Source organism: Caulobacter sp. (genome assembly GCF_049283275.1).
In the GTDB taxonomy this organism is placed as follows: Bacteria; Pseudomonadota; Alphaproteobacteria; order Caulobacterales; family Caulobacteraceae; genus Caulobacter.
In genome coordinates this window covers 1-14,223 of the sequence record NZ_JBAPVS010000038.1, presented here as the reverse complement: position 1 = coordinate 14,223, position 14,223 = coordinate 1, and the positions used below count along the sequence as shown (strand labels likewise).

Annotated in this window: 15 protein-coding genes and 1 tRNA gene; 6 read left to right on the top strand and 10 right to left on the bottom strand. The window is 67.5% G+C overall.

The genetic code is table 11. The features are described from left to right. From WAL33_RS02080 to cpdR, 3 genes are all read right to left on the bottom strand, one after another. The coding region (locus WAL33_RS02080; RefSeq protein WP_422178002.1) for an outer membrane protein at positions 1 to 785 on the bottom strand (785 nt) is incomplete at its 3' end. A gap of 377 nt (positions 786 to 1,162) precedes the next feature. Then, a tRNA-Val gene (locus tag WAL33_RS02075) sits at positions 1,163 to 1,237 on the bottom strand. Between the two features lie 109 nt (positions 1,238 to 1,346). Beyond that, the gene (cpdR, locus tag WAL33_RS02070) at positions 1,347 to 1,703 is read right to left on the bottom strand and encodes a cell cycle two-component system response regulator CpdR (RefSeq protein WP_012284930.1); all 357 of its coding nucleotides are present in this window, start codon (positions 1,701 to 1,703) and stop codon (positions 1,347 to 1,349) included. 178 nt (positions 1,704 to 1,881) lie between these two features. On the opposite strand from cpdR, the gene WAL33_RS02065 reads away from it, so the two are divergent. Next, a complete protein-coding gene (locus tag WAL33_RS02065) occupies positions 1,882 to 2,802 on the top strand; it encodes an N-formylglutamate amidohydrolase (protein ID WP_422177999.1) in 921 nt (306 codons plus the stop codon). A gap of 277 nt (positions 2,803 to 3,079) precedes the next feature. On the opposite strand, the gene WAL33_RS02060 is transcribed toward WAL33_RS02065, so the two are convergent. Beyond that, positions 3,080 to 3,451, bottom strand: coding sequence for a hypothetical protein (locus WAL33_RS02060; RefSeq protein WP_422177997.1), 372 nt, complete (start codon positions 3,449 to 3,451; stop codon positions 3,080 to 3,082). On the opposite strand from WAL33_RS02060, the gene typA reads away from it, so the two are divergent. Next, on the top strand, positions 3,444 to 5,279 hold the full coding sequence (typA, locus tag WAL33_RS02055; RefSeq protein ID WP_422177995.1) for a translational GTPase TypA: 1,836 nt from the start codon (positions 3,444 to 3,446) through the stop codon (positions 5,277 to 5,279). The genes WAL33_RS02060 and typA overlap by 8 nt on opposite strands. Positions 5,280 to 5,355: 76 nt before the next feature. Here the strand turns inward: typA and WAL33_RS02050 are convergent, their stop codons facing one another. From WAL33_RS02050 to WAL33_RS02040, 3 genes are all read right to left on the bottom strand, one after another. Further along, positions 5,356 to 5,613: a GlsB/YeaQ/YmgE family stress response membrane protein gene (locus WAL33_RS02050; protein WP_422177993.1), complete on the bottom strand. Its 258-nt coding sequence runs from the start codon at positions 5,611 to 5,613 to the stop codon at positions 5,356 to 5,358. A gap of 104 nt (positions 5,614 to 5,717) precedes the next feature. After that, positions 5,718 to 6,794 carry an HlyD family secretion protein gene (locus WAL33_RS02045; protein WP_422177991.1) on the bottom strand — a complete coding sequence of 359 codons (1,077 nt, stop codon included), beginning with the start codon at positions 6,792 to 6,794 and terminating at the stop codon, positions 5,718 to 5,720. Beyond that, positions 6,794 to 8,404 (bottom strand): transporter, encoded by a 1,611-nt coding sequence (locus WAL33_RS02040; protein WP_422177989.1) that lies wholly within the window; start codon positions 8,402 to 8,404, stop codon positions 6,794 to 6,796. Before WAL33_RS02040 ends, WAL33_RS02045 begins: the two co-directional genes overlap by 1 nt. Before the next feature lie 108 nt (positions 8,405 to 8,512). Here WAL33_RS02040 and WAL33_RS02035 point away from each other — a divergent pair, with 108 nt between their 5' ends. Next, positions 8,513 to 9,664, top strand: coding sequence for an aminotransferase (locus WAL33_RS02035; RefSeq protein WP_422177987.1), 1,152 nt, complete (start codon positions 8,513 to 8,515; stop codon positions 9,662 to 9,664). Between the two features lie 33 nt (positions 9,665 to 9,697). Here the strand turns inward: WAL33_RS02035 and WAL33_RS02030 are convergent, their stop codons facing one another. Together WAL33_RS02030 and WAL33_RS02025 are read right to left on the bottom strand one after the other, a co-directional pair. Next, a complete protein-coding gene (locus WAL33_RS02030) occupies positions 9,698 to 10,090 on the bottom strand; it encodes a group III truncated hemoglobin (RefSeq protein ID WP_422177985.1) in 393 nt (130 codons plus the stop codon). A gap of 113 nt (positions 10,091 to 10,203) precedes the next feature. Then, positions 10,204 to 10,968, bottom strand: coding sequence for an SDR family oxidoreductase (locus tag WAL33_RS02025; protein ID WP_422177983.1), 765 nt, complete (start codon positions 10,966 to 10,968; stop codon positions 10,204 to 10,206). 155 nt (positions 10,969 to 11,123) lie between these two features. Here WAL33_RS02025 and WAL33_RS02020 point away from each other — a divergent pair, with 155 nt between their 5' ends. Together WAL33_RS02020 and WAL33_RS02015 are read left to right on the top strand one after the other, a co-directional pair. Next, the gene (locus WAL33_RS02020; protein WP_422177981.1) at positions 11,124 to 11,591 is read left to right on the top strand and encodes a pyridoxamine 5'-phosphate oxidase family protein; all 468 of its coding nucleotides are present in this window, start codon (positions 11,124 to 11,126) and stop codon (positions 11,589 to 11,591) included. A gap of 92 nt (positions 11,592 to 11,683) precedes the next feature. Then, positions 11,684 to 12,160: an SRPBCC family protein gene (locus tag WAL33_RS02015; RefSeq protein ID WP_422177979.1), complete on the top strand. Its 477-nt coding sequence runs from the start codon at positions 11,684 to 11,686 to the stop codon at positions 12,158 to 12,160. Positions 12,161 to 12,193: 33 nt separating this feature from the next. Here the strand turns inward: WAL33_RS02015 and WAL33_RS02010 are convergent, their stop codons facing one another. After that, a complete protein-coding gene (locus WAL33_RS02010; RefSeq protein ID WP_422177977.1) occupies positions 12,194 to 12,919 on the bottom strand; it encodes an extensin family protein in 726 nt (241 codons plus the stop codon). Between the two features lie 93 nt (positions 12,920 to 13,012). On the opposite strand from WAL33_RS02010, the gene WAL33_RS02005 reads away from it, so the two are divergent. Beyond that, the coding region (locus WAL33_RS02005) for an MFS transporter (protein ID WP_422177975.1) at positions 13,013 to 14,223 on the top strand (1,211 nt) is incomplete at its 3' end.

Sequence of the window (14,223 nt, the reverse complement as noted above, 5' to 3'; positions counted from 1 at the left end):
GGCGGGGGCGGCGGCGAGCCGAAGGTGTAGCGGATACCCAGCGTCACCGAGGTGTCCTTGTACTTACCTTCGAACGTGCCGACGTCAGTCACCGCGCCGAAGCGGCCCGGACCGCCGGTGTTGGTGGTCACCGAACCCCATTGCAGGTCGTCCGTCTGCAGATAACGGCCGGTCAGGTCCAGCGACCAGTTCGGCGCGAAGTCCCAGGCGACGCCCAGGATGCCTTGCCAGGCCAGGGCCTGATCGACGTCGTCGATGCTGGTGTTCTGGTAGGCGGCGGCGCCGGCGGGAACGCTCGCCTGTTGGCCGTAGACCTTGTTGTGCACCCAGGCGGTGCCGATACCGCCACCGATGAACGGGTTGATCGAGGAGCCCGGGGCGAAGTCATAGATGATGTTGGCCATCAGGGTGGTGGCCTTCAGCTCGCCGTCGACCGGACCGCAGGTCGGGGCGGCGGTCGAGCGCGCAACACCGGGGGTGCAGAGACCCGCGGGAACGCCGTCGCCGCGAACGCTGGCGATGTCGCCGGGGCGATAGCCGTATTCGCCTTCAACGCGCCAGTTCGGGGTGAGCTTGTAGCCGAGACGGCCAAAGCCAGCCCAGTCGTCGTCGGCCGAGAACGACCAATCCGAACCAACGGTGGACGAAGTGGCCTTGACGCCGTCGGGCCAGTGGTACCCGACGTCGCCGGCGACGTACCATCCGCTCAACGCCGTTTGGGCGGAGGCGCCCGACGCGGCGCAAAGCGCAAGCGTCGCGACACCAGCCAGCAACCGGATTTTCATGATGTAACCCTCTACGTGAATGTCTTGAGGCTGGATTGTGACCAACCTCAGGACGACAAACGCGCAAGTCCTGAATTCAGGTGTGGCCAAGGCGCCACAATCGCGTCATTTCGTCGAAAAACCGACGCAAGGCCCCGGAACGCGGGCTTGGCCTATTTCGGAATAAGGCTGCGCTTTGAGGGAACCACCCGGGTTTGCGCGCACGCGCCGGCCATGAGGATAAGGAAAGCCGGGCTGGCGCCGCGGTTGGAACCAACCGCCTTGAGCCGTCGCGGCGCCGTCCCGGACCTGCGGACGCGACGCGGCGCCGGCGCCACACGCCACGATGACGCTCAAGCGGCATTGGATGGGGTGGACCTGATTTCACGGGGAAGGAATGGTGGACGCGACAGGGATTGAACCTGTGACCCCCTCGATGTCAACGAGGTGCTCTCCCGCTGAGCTACGCGTCCGCCAAAGCGGCCTGGAAACGCTTATTAAAGCGTCCCGGGCGGGAAGGTGTGGGGGTATAGCGGCGGCTCAGCCGTCGCGCAACCCGCCTTTGGGCCGGTCCTGAAAAATTTAGGCGGCCATCATCTTTTCGACTTCGGAGACAAGGTCGCGCAGGTGAACGGGCTTGGACAGCACCTTGGCGCCGGCCGGGGCGCGGTCCTGAGCCGACAGGGCCACGGCGGCGAAGCCGGTGATGAACATGATGCGCAGGGAGGGGTCGCGGGCGGCGGCTTGGCGAGCCACCTCGATGCCATCCATGCCGGGCATGACGATGTCGGTCAGCAGCAGGTCCCAAGGGGTGTCCAGGTGCTGAACGGCCTCTTCGCCGTCGGCGCAGGCGGTCACCTCGAAGCCGGCGCGCTCCAGCGCCCGGGCCAAGAACCCGCGGAGGGAGTCATCGTCTTCTGCGAGGAGGATGCGAGCCATGCGGTCAGTTTCCAGGCGATAGGCGGAATTGGAAAGCGGGAATCTAGCCAAGGACGGTAAATCGCGGATGAACCCGGTCCGTACTGTCCACAGCTAACGCTTGGGCGTCGGCTTCCGTCTCTTATAGCGCGAGCCGTTGGCGTTTGACCCGGAACCGTCGGACCGCGACAATAAGTCCATGACCGCATGGGAGCCGATCGCTTCGGAAACGCCGGCGACGGCGGAGCACGGCTTTTCGCCGGCCTTCGAGGTCGCGCGGGCTCAAGTCGAGGACCAACCGCCCCCCACGCCGCTGGTGTTCGCCTCGCCTCATTCCGGGCGGCTGTACCCTCCCGACATGATGGCCGCCGCACGGCTGACCGCCCAGGACCTGCGCGGCTCCGAGGACGCTTTCGTCGACGACCTGATCGCCGGCGCGACCGCCCAGGGCGTCTGCGTGATCCGCGCCCGGCTGGCCCGAGCCTATATCGACCTCAATCGCGACGCCTGGGAGCTGGATCCGGCGATGTTCGAGGACGCCCTGCCCGACTTCGTCCAGGCCCGCACGGCGCGGGTGGCGGCGGGGCTGGGCGCGATCGCCCGGGTGGCCGGCGAAGGTCGCCCGATCTACGCCCGCAAGCTGACCTTCGCCGAGGCCAAGATTCGGATCGAGACCGCCCACCGGCCTTATCATGATGCACTCGACCGCCTGCTGGCCCAGGCGCGCAACGCCCATGGCCTGGCGATCCTGGTCGACTGGCATTCGATGCCTGCGGCGGCGGCGCGTGGCCACCGGGCGCGCGGCGGCGGGCCGTGCGACATCGTGCTGGGCGACCGCTTCGGCGCGGCCTGTGGACCCAAGCTGACCGCACTGATGGAAAAGACCCTGGAGGGACTGGGCTATCGCGTGGCCCGCAACGCCCCCTACGCCGGCGGCTACACCACCGAATATTACGGCCGCCCGACCCGGCGCACCCACGCCATCCAGGTCGAGATCAACCGCGCGCTCTATATGAACGAGACGACTCGCGAACCAGCTGAAGGTTTCGAGCGGCTGAAGGCGGACATCGAATCGGTGACGGCGCGCCTGGTCCAGACCGACTGGGCCGAACTGCTCTAGGGCCGCGCCGTCCCCGCGCCCTTCATCCTCGGGCCTGTTCCGAGCCCCTCGGTTCGCCCCTGCATCGACAAGGATTTGAGCCGCGGCCTCACCGCGTCACGGATCAGCCTTTTTCGCGAGTGAAACAGGCCCTTCGAACAAGTTCGAGGATGAGGGGCGTTGAGGGAGCGGACGAAAACCGCCTCCAGGACACCTGGCCAAAAAAAAGCCCGGCTCGAAAGCCGGGCAGTTCATTAGGGAGGAAACGCCCAGGAAGGGCAGAGGCGGCAGCGCCGCCTCACAGGTTGTTTATAGGGTGCGGTGCGAAATGCATCAAGCGAAAACTTCGACAACGTTGTCGTTTTTTGTCGCACCCACCGACTGAAACCCTTTGTAACACAAGGGCCAGAGAACGCTGCTCCCTAAGCTTGACCGGTTTTCCGGTTAATGCTGCGCTGCACAATTGGTTGCCGAAGAAACGACATCCGCCCGCAACTTTCGCAAACCCCATAAAATTAAGGGGTTTGCGGCTGACACCGGTTTCCTGGCTAATCTCTTGCGCAGGGGTGGGGTGGATAAACGTCGCGCAGTCGCGTAAAAGCCGCGCGCCTGACGCGCGCAGCGTCAAACCCCATTGTTCCTCCCGAAAGTTCGCCTTCTCCATGTCCATGCGAAACATCGCCATCATCGCGCACGTCGATCATGGCAAGACCACACTCGTCGATCAGCTTCTGGCCCAGTCGGGCGTGTTCCGCGCCAACGAGGCGACGACCGAACGCGCCATGGACTCCAACGACCAGGAGCGCGAACGCGGCATTACGATTCTGGCCAAGTGCACCAGCGTCCTGTGGAACGGTGAAGCGGGCGAAACCCGCATCAACATCATCGACACCCCCGGCCACGCCGACTTCGGCGGTGAAGTCGAGCGCATCCTGGGCATGGTGGACGGCTGCGTCCTGCTGGTCGACGCCGAGGAAGGCGTCATGCCGCAAACCAAGTTCGTGCTGACCAAGGCGCTGAAGATGGGCCTCAAGCCGATCCTCTGCATCAACAAGGTCGACCGCGCTCACGCCGATCCGGACAAGGTCCACAACGCCGCGTTCGACCTGTTCGCCGCCATCGGCGCCACGGACGAACAGCTGGACTTCCCGCACATCTACGCCTCGGGCCGCGCCGGCTGGGCCACGCTCGACATGAACGTGCCCAACGACAACCTGGCCCCGCTGTTCGACCTGATCGTCCGCCACGTGCCGGAGCCGAAGCAGATCGCCAAGAAGGACGAGCCGTTCCAGATCCTGAACGTGCTGATCGAAAGCGATCCGTTCCTGGGCCGCCTGCTGACCGGCCGCATCGAGAGCGGCAAGGCCGTTCCCGGCATGGCCATCCACGCCCTCGACCGCGACGGCAAGGAAATCGAGCGCGGCCGCATCACCAAGGTGCTGGCCTTCCGCGGCCTGAAGCGTTCGCCCGTCGATGAGGGCGCCGAGGCGGGTGACATCGTCGCCATCGCCGGCATGTCCAAGGCCACCGTCGCCGACACCCTGTGCGCGATGGAAGTCACCGAGGCCCTGCCCGCCCAGCCGATCGATCCGCCGACCATCTCGATGACCGTCTCGGTCAACGACAGCCCGCTGGCCGGCAAGGAAGGCGACAAGGTTCAAAGCCGCGTCATCCGCGACCGTCTGCTGAAGGAAGCCGAATCGAACGTCGCCATCAAGGTCGTCGAGACCAGCGAAGGCGACGCCTATGAAGTGTCGGGCCGCGGCGAACTGCAGCTGGGCGTCCTGATCGAGAACATGCGCCGCGAAGGCTTCGAAGTGTCGATCAGCCGTCCGCGCGTCGTGTTCCAGACCGATCCGGAAACCGGCAAGCGCATGGAGCCGATGGAAGACGTCATGATCGACGTCGACGACGAATATTCGGGCATCGTCATCGAGAAGCTCTCGCTGCGTAAGGCCGAGCTGAAGGACATGGGCTCGTCGGGCGCGGGCAAGACCCGCATCCAACTGGTCGCTCCTTCGCGCTCGCTGATCGGCTATCAGGGCGAGTTCCTGACCGACACGCGCGGTTCGGGCGTGCTGAACCGCGTGTTCAGCCACTATGAGCCCTACAAGGGCGCCTTCGACCAGCAGCGCAAGGGCGTGCTGATCAGCAACTCGGACGGTGAAACCGCGGCCTACGCGCTGTGGAACCTGGAAGAGCGCGGCACCATGTTCGTCGGCGCCAACGAGAAGTGCTATCTGGGCATGATCATCGGCGAGAACGCCCGTCAGGACGACCTCGACGTCAACCCGATGAAGGCCAAGCAGCTGACCAACGTCCGCGCCTCGGGCAAGGACGAGTCGATCCGCCTGACCCCGCCGCGCCGCATGACCCTCGAACAGGCCATCGCCTATATCGAGGAAGATGAGCTGGTCGAGGTGACCCCGAAGAGCATCCGCCTGCGCAAGCAGATCCTGAACCCGTCGTTCCGCAAGCGTCGCGTCAAGGAAGAATAGTCGGCTCCCGGAGCTTCCGGGACGGACCGAGAAGAAGCCCGCCGCCCTTTCGGGACGGCGGGCTTTTTCGTGGGCGTCAGACTCGGTTGCGACCCTTGAACAGGCCGAGGAGGAACAGCAGCAGGATCGCGCCGATCGTCGAGATGATCAGGCTGCCGACCCACCCCATGAAGTGGATGCCCAGGGCGCCGGCCACGAACGCGCCGATCAGCGCGCCGACCAGGCCCACGATCAGGTTGGTGATCAGGCCGTGCTTGCGACCCATGATCTGCTCGGCGATCCATCCGGCGAAGATGCCGATGATGATCGCGCCAATGAAGCCCACACCGTTCATGTCGTTGTTTCCTGCAGCCAAGATTGCTGGGGAAATGCCCGGTGGAAAGAATGGTTGCGGCGAAAGACGCCCCTTCCGTCACGATGCGTCCGCATCGCGCGGGCTCAGTGCGAAGTGTCGATCCGGGCCACCACGCTCATCCCCGGCCGCAGACGGGCGACATCGTCCTGGTTCGGATCCAGCACGATGCGGGTCGGCAGCCGCTGGACCACCTTGGTGAAGTTGCCCGTGGCGTTGTCGGGCTTGATGACCGCGAACTCCGAGCCCGTCGCCGGCCCCAGCCGCTCGACGTGGCCGCGCAGTTTCAGCCCTCCCAGGGCGTCGACTTGGACCACCGCCGGCTGGCCCACCCGGATGCGGGCGGTCTGGGTCTCCTTGAAGTTGGCCGTCACCCAGGTCTGGCGCGGCACCACGCCCATCAGCTGGGTTCCAACGGCGACATATTGGCCGAGCTTGACCCCCACCTCGCCCACCGCCCCGTCCTCGGGGGCGCGGATGGTGGTGTTGGCCAGGTCGATGCGGGCCAGCTCGACGGCGGCGCGGGCGTTGGCCAGGGCCGCCTCCAGTCCCTCGCGATTGACCCTGGTGGTGGCCAAGGCCTGGCGGGAGATGTCGATATTGGCCGCCGTTTGGGCGACGCCGGCCGTCGCCTGGCGCTGGGCCACCTGCAGGACGTCGCGCTGACTGGGGGCCAGCCAGCCCTGGGCCAGCAGCGGTTCGGCCCGCTTGACGTCGACCTGGCTCTTGGCCAGGGCCGCCTGGCTGCTGCTGGCCTGGGCCTGGGCCAGGCGGATCTGGGCGGCGTTGGCGGTCTGGGCCTGACTGTTGGCGTTCAGGGCCGCCTGGGCCGACTGCACCGACGCCTCCGCCTGGGCCAGCTTCTGGCGATAGATGCGGTCGTCGATCTGGACCAGCATCTGGCCCGCCTTCACGGCCTGGAAGTCCGTGACCGCCACCGCCGTCACATAGCCGTCGACCTTGGGGGCCAGCAGGGTGACATAACCGCGGACATAGGCGTTCTCGGTGCTCTGGATCGTGCTGGTGAACGGCGGCAGCCTCCAGGCGTAGAGCACCAGCAACACCCCGCCCAGGCCGGCGACGATCACCGGAACAGCCCCCCGCGACCACATGCGCTTCGGCGAAGGCGGCGGTGCGGGTGGCGGGGTTTGCGGGTCGGACATCAGGCGGCCTCCACGGGCGTCAGCCGGGCCGCTCGCCGTTGGCGCAGATCGGTCCGGACACGCAGGAACAACAGATAGAGGAAGACCATCACGGCCATCACGGCCACGGTGGCGAACACGTCGTCATAGGCCAGCACCGTGGCCTCGCGAGTCGCCTGCTGGGCCAGCAGGGCCGCGCCCTCGCCGCTTCGCAGGGCCGGGTCGGTCAACACGCCCGCGTAGGAGCCCTGAAGCTGCTTCACGCGCAGGGCCACCTGCGGATCGGCCAGGCTCAGCCGGCTGACGATGGCGTCTGAATGCACCCGCTCGCGGATGGTCATCAGCGTGCCCAGGAACGCCGAGCCGCCCAAGGCCCCGACCACCTGGCCGGTCGAGAACAGCACGATGAAGCTGACGATGTACTCCTGGCCCATCCTGAGGGCGCGGGGAAAGCCGGCCAGCAGGGCGGCGGGCAGGAACAGCGCCCCTGCGAAGGCCATCATCCCCTGGCTCAGATACATCTGCTCGGGCCGGGTCAGGCTGGTCGACTGGCTATCCATCCAGGCGGCGACGGCCACCATCAGCAGGGCGATCAGGGCCGGGGTGCTGACACGCTCGGGATTGATCGTGAAGGCCACGATGACCATGCCGGCCAGGGTGGCGAAGAACATCACCCATGACAGCCCCGCCATCTGGTCGTTGTTCATGCCCAGGGTCTGCAACAGGCCGAACGCGCCCACGCCCTGTTCGGACAGCACGATGCGGAACAGCAAAATGATCACCAGCAGGCGCAGCAAGTCGGCGGTGGTCAGCCAGCGCAGATGGATCAGCGGCTTCCTGCGATGCAGCTCGACCAGGGCCGAGGCGACCAGCAGCACGATGGCGGCGGCCAGACACCAGCCGATCCAGGCGGTGTCGAACCACCAGACATACCGCCCCTGCCCCAGCACCACGCACAGCAGGGCGATGCCCGGCGCGAACAGGGCGAAGGTGAGGAAGTCGCGCCACTCGAACATCGCCACGCGCGGTATCGGCGGCAGGCGCAGCAGATTAACCGCCGACAGGCAGACGACGCTCAGCCCGATCTCGGCCAGGTACAGCCCGTGCCACTCGCCGGTGTCGAGCAGGTCGGAGGACACCAGCCGCGACAAAGGCACGGCCAGCTGGGCCCAGCCGATCCCCAGGGCCAGGCCGACGATCCGCTTCTGGGGCGGCGCGGCCTCGACCATGTAGAGCAGGGTCAGGGTCGACAGGGCCGAAGCCGCCATGCCCGCCGCCGCCCGCACGGCGATGGCCGAGCGCAGGTCGTTGGTCAGCAGGTGGGCCAGGCCGACGACCACGAACAGGCCCAGGCCGATGTCGGCGAATAGCCGCAGCCCGTACTGGAAGCGGAATTTGACGGCCAGCAGGGCGATCGTGGCGTTGGTGGCCGTGTAGGCGATCGTCAGCCAGGCCGCCTCGTTGGTGTAGGCCCCCAGCGAGCCTTGCACCCAGGGGAGGTTGTTGTTGACCAGATTGGCGCCCAGTCCTTGGGTCAGACCCAGCAGCATCGACACCGCGCCGTAGGCCAGCCCGTGCGACCAAGTCCAGGGCGGCGAAGGCGGCGGGGCTGGAACGGCGCTGTCGGTCACTCCAGAAGCAGCTCCGCCTTCGGGAATCGTCGCACATCGACGATCCGCATGACGTCAGCCTATCATCCAGCGACCTATGCTAGGCAAGCTCTCAAGGAGTCCGCCGCCATGGTTCACCCGGTATATGCCCATCTGCCCATCACCATCTTCGAGGAGATGAGCAGCCTGGCCCGCCAGACCGGGGCGATCAATCTGGGCCAGGGTTTTCCCGACGACGCCGGGCCGATGGCGTTACGCCGCAAGGCCGGCGAAGCACTGCTGACCGGCACGAACCAGTATCCGCCGATGCGCGGCCTGCCCGCCCTGCGCCAGGCCGTGGCGACGCACTACGCCCGCACCCAGGGGCTGGACCTGGACTGGGAGCGCGAGATCGTCGTCACCTCCGGCGCGACCGAGGCCCTGGCGGCGGCGTTCCTGAGCCTGATCTCGCCCGGCGACGAGGTGGTGCTGTTTCAGCCGCTGTACGACGCCTATCTGCCGATGGTGAAGCGGGCCGGCGGCGTGCCCAAACTGGTAAGACTTACGCCGCCGCACTGGCGGTTCGACCGGGCGATGCTGGCGGCGGCGTTCAGCGACAAGACCCGGATGGTGGTGCTGAACACCCCGCTCAATCCGGCCGGCGTGGTCACCCCCGACGAGGACCTGGCCCTGCTGGCCGAGTTCTGCGTCAAGCACGACGCCATCGCCGTCTGCGACGAGGTCTGGGAGGCGGTGGTGTTCGACGGCCGCCGGCACCGGCCGTTGATCGGCTATCCAGGCATGCGCGAGCGCGCCGTGAAGATCGGCTCGGCGGGCAAGATGTTCGGCATGACGGGGTGGAAGGTCGGTTTCCTCTGCGCCGCCCCCGCCCTGACCAAGGCCCTGGCCGGCGCCCACCAGTTCCTGACCTTCACCACCCCGCCCAACCTGCAGGAGGCGGTGGCATTCGGCCTGCAGGAACCCGGCGACTGGTTCCAGGCCATGCCCGCCGGCCTGCAGCGCTCGCGCGACCGTTTGGCGGCGGGCCTGCGCGACGCCGGCTTCGTCGTGCTCGACAGCGGCGGCACCTATTTCCTCAATGTCGACCTGAAGGCCTCGGGGATCGACGAGGACGACCGGACCTTCGCCCTGCGGGTCGTGCGCGACCACGGCGTGGCCAGCATCCCGGTCTCGGCGTTTTACGCGGAAGACCCGGTGCGCCATATCCTGCGCCTGTGCTTCGCCAAGGCGGATGAGACGCTGGATGAGGCGGTAAGGCGATTGGCGGAGGCGCGGGATTAACAAGCCCTCCCCCTGGGGGAGGATCTACGCAGGCTAGGAAGCCTCGGCCTTGGGCAAGCGGAAGTTGATGGCCAGGTTCAGGCTCTGGGCGATGCGGGCCGCCTTGGTTTGCATCTCCACGGCGATCGGCGGCGACACCATCTCGTCGGTCGTCCGGGCCCAGATCGCCAGCCAGCGCTCGAACATCTCCGGGTGAATCCGGGGGCCGTGCTGCATGTGGGCCAGCATCGGATTGCCCTTGTAGCGGCCGCTGGCCAGCATCACCGACGACCAGAAGTCGGCCAGGACGCCCAGGTGATGATCCCAGTCGCCGATCGCATCGTTGAACACCGGACCCAGGTCTTGGTCGGCCCGGACGCGGGCGTAGAAGCGCTCCAGCAAGGCCGGAAGGACGGCTTGGATCTCGGCGGCTTGGGTGGCGTCCATGGGAGCGGGTTTCGGCCGGATGATGCTTCGAAACACGCACCTAGTAAGACCCGGGCGGCCGCGCAATGAAAATGCCGGTTCTAGGTAGTCGCCCTTAGGGGCGGCGCCGGGCCCTAGATGGTGGCGCCGCCGTCCACCACCAGGGCCTGTCCGGTCATGAAGCTGCCCGCCTTCGAGGCCAGGTAGACGGCCGCCCCGGCCAGTTCGTCGGGCTCGCCGATCCGCCGCAGGGGCACGCCCTTGGTTGACCGCTCCAGGGTCTCGGGGTTGTCCCACAACGCCTTGGCGAAGTCGGTCTTGATCAGGCCCGGCGCGATGCAGTTGACCCGCACATTGTCGGGACCGAACTCGTGGGCCAGGTTGCGGGCCAGCTGGAAGTCGGCGGCCTTGGAGATGTTGTACGCGCCGATCACCGCGTTGCCGCGCAGCCCGCCGATCGAGCTGACGATGATGATCGCCCCGTCCTTCCGGGCGCGCATCTCCGGGGCGACCATCGAAATCAGCCAGTGATTGCTGATGATGTTGTTGTCCAGGATCTTGCGGAACTGGTCGTCGGCGATGTCGGCCAGCGGCCCGTAATAGGGATTGGACGCGGCGTTGCAGACGCAGATGTCGACCTTGCCGAACGCCGCGCGGGTCTCGTCGACCAAGCGCTGCAGGTCCTCCTTGGAGGCGATGTTGGCCGGGACCGCGATGGCCGTCCCCTCGCCGTACTTGGCGTTGATCTCGGCGGCGACCTCCTCGCAAGGTCCGGCCTTGCGCGACGAGATCACCACCTTGGCCCCGTGCTCGGCCATGCGCTGGGCGATGGCCTTGCCGATGCCGCGCGAGCTGCCGGTGATGATCGCCACCTTGCCGGTAAGGTCGAAGAGGGTCATGGCCAGCTCGCTAAACGTTTGTTTGAATTGAAGGCACAATGAAACGCGATGGAGATGGGGTCAAGTCGCGCCCACGCCACGCGGATTGACCTGGATCATGGCGACAGCCTGGCGACGCGCGATCGTCGCGAACCCTCGCATCCCGGAGAGCTCTCATGGAACTGACATCCAGACACGAGATCGTCCAGATTCTGGACGCCGCTGACGACCTGACGCTGGCCACCCTGCAGGACGACGGCGCACCCCAGACCACCACCGTGAGCTTCGTCAATGACGGCTTGGCGATCTATTTCGGTTGCTGGGGCGCGTCCCAAAAGGCCCGCAATCTCGCGCGGGATCCGCGCGTGGCCCTGACCGTCAACCTGCCCTATCGAGACTGGAGCGAAATTCGCGGCCTGTCGATCAGCGGTCGGGCCGACAGGATCGTCGCCCCGCATGAGGTGCTCGAGATCGGGCGACTGTTTCTCGACAAGTTCCCGCAGCTTGGACAGATGGACGCGTCCGATGGTGGGTTGGCCCTGTTCTGCATCACCCCGCAGCGGGTCTCGATCCTCGACTATCGCCAGGGCTTTGGCCACACGACCTATGTCCAGGCTGGCGAGCTCGAGGAGGTTCCAGGCTAGAAAGCGCCGAAAGGCCGCGCGAGGCTTGTCGGAACGCCGGGTGGTCGGTCGTCCTTGAGGCGACAGACCACTCGATCCGACAGGAGACGACCATGCCCCTCGCCACCCTCGGCGCCGACCGCGAACTGGTGCTGACCCGCGTCATCGACGTTCCCGCCGACAAGCTGTTCAAGTGCTGGACCACGCCGGAGCTGCTGCCCCAGTGGTTCTGCCCGCCGCCCTGGCGCGTGTCGCGCGCCGAGATGGACGTGCGGACCGGCGGCGCCAGCCTGATCGTCATGACCGGGCCCAACGGAGAGGAGGCGCCCAATCCGGGCGTCTATCTCGAGGTCGTCCCGAACAAACGGCTGGTCTTCACCGACGCCTTCACCTCGGCCTGGGCGCCCTCGGAAAAGCCGTTCATGGTCGGCGACATCACGTTCGAAGACCTCGGCGACGGCACGACCCGCTACACCGCCATCGCTCGCCACTGGAGCGTCGAGGACCGTCAGGCCCACGAACGGATGGGCTTCCACGAAGGCTGGGGCGTCGCCGCCGACCAGATGACCGCCCTGGCCAAGACGCTGTGAGCACCGGAGGGCCGGCGCAAGCGCCGGTCCCCTTTAGGCGCAGATGCGCCACCCCTGCACTTCCAGATGAAAATGATCGCGGTGGGCGGCGTTGTAGTCCGGGCCCAGAACGGTTCCGAACACCCGACAGGCGCCGTTGCGCGCGGCCTGGACGAACCGGCCCTCCTCGCTGTCGGCTTGGAAGTCAGCCGCCACCGTGGCCCGGCGGCCGTCGGCGAAGCGGAAGCCGGCGACGTCCAGGGCCTGGGCGCGGGCATGGGCGCTGGGCCGCTCGCCGGGCCGGCCGTAGATCGTGCGGCAGGCATAGGTCCCGTAGTGGTCCACCCCGGTCAGCCGGCTGCTCATGATCTCGCGCGCCGCCGGGGCCAGGACCTGGCGCTCCCATAGCGCGTAGCCCAGAGCCAGCGGGCAGGTCATGACCGGCGCGGCGGGGGACAGCCGGCTGGACGCCCGCACGGTGTTCCGCGTCGAGCAGTAGCCGGTCTCCCGCGTCTCGCCCTCCGTGAACCGCACCCCGCCCTCGCGCAGGGCCGCGCGGCAGGCGGCCGGATCGGCGCCGACCCGCGCCAGCTTGCCGGCCGTGGCCAGGCCGATCGGCTGGTTCAACGAGAACGGCTTCCAGGGCAGGTCCTGCGGCGGCGCCAGGCGGTCGACCAGGGCGAACACCAGCAGACCGGCCAGCAACAGGTCCAGCAGGAAGCCCGCCGCGCTCGCCAGCGCCCGGACTTCGGCAGAGGGTTCGCGCAGGATCAGCTTCACACCTCATCCAACGGCGACGAGGCGGCGAAGTTCACCGTCAAGGCTTGGCTTGGCGAGTGTGAAGAGGCATCAAGCGCGTCCCTGGAGACGCCCATGACCCCTTCGAACAGCTGGCGCGGCCTGCTCAACGCCGAACTGGCCCCGCGCTTCGCCCTGCTGTGCCTGGGCATCTGGCTGAACGCCGCCGACACCCTGGTGACGGTGACGATCATGCCCAGCGTCGCCAAGGAGATCGGCGGCTGGCAGTATTTCGGCTGGTCGATCGCCGCCTTCCTGTTGGGCTCGATCCTGGCGGGCGCTTGCGCGGGCAAGCTGTCGATCCGCTTCGGCCTGAGACGCGCCACCGCCCTGGCGGGGGTGGTCTACGCCGTCGGCTGCGCCATGGGCGCCTTGGCGCCGGACTTCCTGACCTTCGTGGCCGGCCGGCTGGTCCAGGGCCTGGGCGCGGGGGCGATCGTCTCCCTCTGCTACGTCGCCATCAGCGCCATGTTCCCCGAAAGCCTGTGGCCGCGCGTCTACGGCGCGATCGCCGGGGTCTGGGGCGCGGCGACCCTGCTGGGCCCGCTGTGCGGCGGCCTGTTCGCCGAGGCCGGCTTCTGGCGTGGGGCGTTCTGGTTCTTCGTGGTCCAGGCCGTGATCTTCGTCGGGGCGGTGCTGGTCATGGTGCCCTCGGCGCCCAAGGCCCCGGAGGGCGGACGCATCCCCAAACGCCAGTTGGCCCTGCTGACCCTGGGCGTGACCCTGATCGCCGCCGCCGGCGTCGTGCCGGGCGGACTGGCGGCGGCCGTGTGCGCGGTGTTCGGGACCCTGGCCATGGCGGCCATGATGCTGGTCAACGGCCGCACGAGCGACCGCCTGCTGCCGCGCTCGGCCTCCGACCTGGCCACCGCCACCGGCCTTGGCCTGGCGGTGATCTTCTTCTGCGAGGCCGCCACGGTCGGCTTCTCGGTCTATGGCCCGACCTTCATCCAGGTGCTGCACGGCGCCGATCCGCTGCTGAGCGGCTATGTGATCGGCGGCATCGCGGCGGGCTGGACGGCCTTCTCGTTCGTGGTCGCGGGGCTGAAGCCCAAGCACGAGGGTCTGGCGATCCGCCTCGGCGCCGTGGTCATCGTCGCAGGCGTGTCCTGGGGCGCCTACGAGATGGTCCATGGCGGCCTGGTCGGCATCACCCTGTCGATGATCACGCTCGGCAGCGGCTTCGGGATCTGCTGGGCGTTCCTGGCCAAGCGGGTGATCGGCGGCGCGCCGCTGGACGAACAGCCCCTGGCCTCCGCCGCCGTGCCCACCACCCAGCTGATCGG